The sequence below is a fragment of the Pseudonocardia sp. Ae150A_Ps1 genome (assembly GCF_001932315.1).
GTDB lineage: Bacteria > Actinomycetota > Actinomycetes > Mycobacteriales > Pseudonocardiaceae > Pseudonocardia.
Genome location: NZ_MCIJ01000001.1, coordinates 124,590 through 126,687, shown reverse-complemented (window position 1 = coordinate 126,687; position 2,098 = coordinate 124,590). Strand labels below are relative to the sequence as shown.

Annotated in this window: 1 protein-coding gene and 1 pseudogene; both read right to left on the bottom strand. The window is 69.4% G+C overall.

The annotated features are described in order from the left end of the window. A partial coding sequence (locus Ae150APs1_RS00485) for a peptidase S10 (RefSeq protein WP_249266157.1) occupies positions 1 to 1,327 on the bottom strand: 1,327 nt, incomplete at its 3' end. Positions 1,328 to 1,517: 190 nt separating this feature from the next. Next, positions 1,518 to 2,098 (bottom strand): annotated as a pseudogene (locus tag Ae150APs1_RS33125) (IS3 family transposase); the annotation flags it as partial.

Sequence of the window (2,098 nt, the reverse complement as noted above, 5' to 3'; positions counted from 1 at the left end):
GGCGGGAGGCCACCCCCGGGGTCAGCCGCATCTGGTTCCGCAACCGGTCACCGGCGTGGTACGGGGTCACGAGGTCGTGGTGGCCGTGCGTGATGATCGCGCGGACGCCCGGGTTGAGGGCGAGCCCGTAGCGGAGGTCGTCGGTCGCGCCCTTCGGCGGGTGGTTGTAGACGGCGCGGGTGTCGTCCTGCCAGGCGGCGACCACCGTGGGGTCGAGCAGCGTGTACGTCCGCTCGGTCCGCACCCCGAGCTCACCCCGCAGGTACTGGTTGATGCCGGCACCGAACGCCGCGGCGATGCCGGTCAGGGTCGGGTCGGCGCCCATGTACAGCTCGCGGTCGGGGTACGGGTCCGTGGTGGTGACCGTGGCGTCGTAGATCCCGAGGGCCAGCCGGTCCGCGCGGATCAGGTCGCGGGTGAACCGGGTGATGCGGATCCGTCCCTCGGCCCGGGCGACGTCCTCGACGTCGAGTCCGGTCAGGGCGGCGTGGCGCTCGAACACCCACTGCCGGTCCGCAGGGTCCGTCGCGGCACCGCGGACGAGGAACGTCGCGAACTCGCCGGCGGCGAACTCCTCGGCGGCGCGGCGGATCTCGGACGGCGGGGTGTCCGAGCGTCCGTGGTGGGCGGCGGCCAGCGCCATCGTGGGCAGCGTGTCGACCCACGGCAGCACGTCGTAGTCACCGAGCTCCAGCCCGATGGTGGACAGACCCGCGAACTCCAGCGCGGGGGAGATCAGGATCGACCCGGACACGCCGATCCCGGCGTTCTCCTGCAGGCGGCGGATCAGCCGGGCCGCGCGGTAACCGCCGTAGCTCTCCCCCGCGACCAGCACGGGCGAGTGCCACCGGCCGTTGTCCCCCAGCCACCGAGTGATGACCTCGACCAGCGCGTCGAGATCACGCTCGGTGCCGTAGTACGAGGTGGGCTCGGCGCCCGGTGCGCTGCGGCTGAAGCCGGTGTCCACCGCGTCGACGACGACGAGGTCGGTGAACGCCAGCCACGACTCCGGGTTGTCGACCAGGCGCGCGGGCGGGGAGGGCATGGTCCCGTCCCCGGGGAAGGCGATGCGCCGCGGCCCGACGACGCCCAGGTGCAGGTACGCCGACGCGCCACCGGGCCCGCCGCCGAACACGAACGTCACCGGCCGCTCGCCCCGGTCCTCCGCGACGTAGGAGACCGTGAAGATCTCCGCCGCGGGCTTCTCCTCCTGACGCAGCACGATCCACTGCGCGTCGGCGCGGTAGCCGAGACCGTTCCAGACGCCGGTCGTCGACACCCCCGCCGGCGGCTCGTGGGCGGGCGGGGTCGGTCCAGGTTGCTCCATACCCCCGATGAAACGCCGTGCCGTAACGGCATGGTCAAGCCACGACGACCGCTGATCACCGATCCGGAAGCCGCCCGGTCACATATGGCCGCGTGGCTTCCCGATCCGTGATCACTGGTGTCAGGTCCAGGTCACCGGGAGCTCGTGCAGGCCGAAGTGTCAAGTGCCGGGTTTGGTAGAGGCTGAGTTCTCATGCTCCGGCGGGCTGCCGGGCGGTCGTGGTGGTGGCGTTATGGATCTCGTACTCGACCGGCGGGACGAAGCCGAGTTCGCCGTGTAGTCGGCGGTGGTTGTACCAGTCGACGTACTCGGCGACCGCGAGTTCAAGGTCGCTGATCCCCGCCCACGGCCCCTTGTTGCGGATCAATTCGGCCTTGAACAACGAGTTGAATGCCTCCGCCATCGCGTTATCATAGGAATCGCCGACCGACCCGACGGAAGCGACGACACCAGCTTCGCCGAGCCGCTCAGTGTAGCGAATGGCAACGTATTGGACACCGCGGTCCGAATGATGCGTTAACCGCGACAGATCTGCACCGCTGCGTTCCCTGATCCAGATCCCCATGTTGAGTGCGTCTAGGGCGAGATCGGTGTAGAGATGACGTGACAGCTGCCAACCCACGATCCTCCGGGAGAACGCGTCCAAGACGAACGAGGCATACACCCAACCGGAATGCGTCTAGATGTAGGTGATGTCGGCGACCCACAACCGGTTCGGGGCCGTCGCGGTGAAGTCGCGCTCGACCAGGTCCGGGCGCAGGTCGGGGCTGT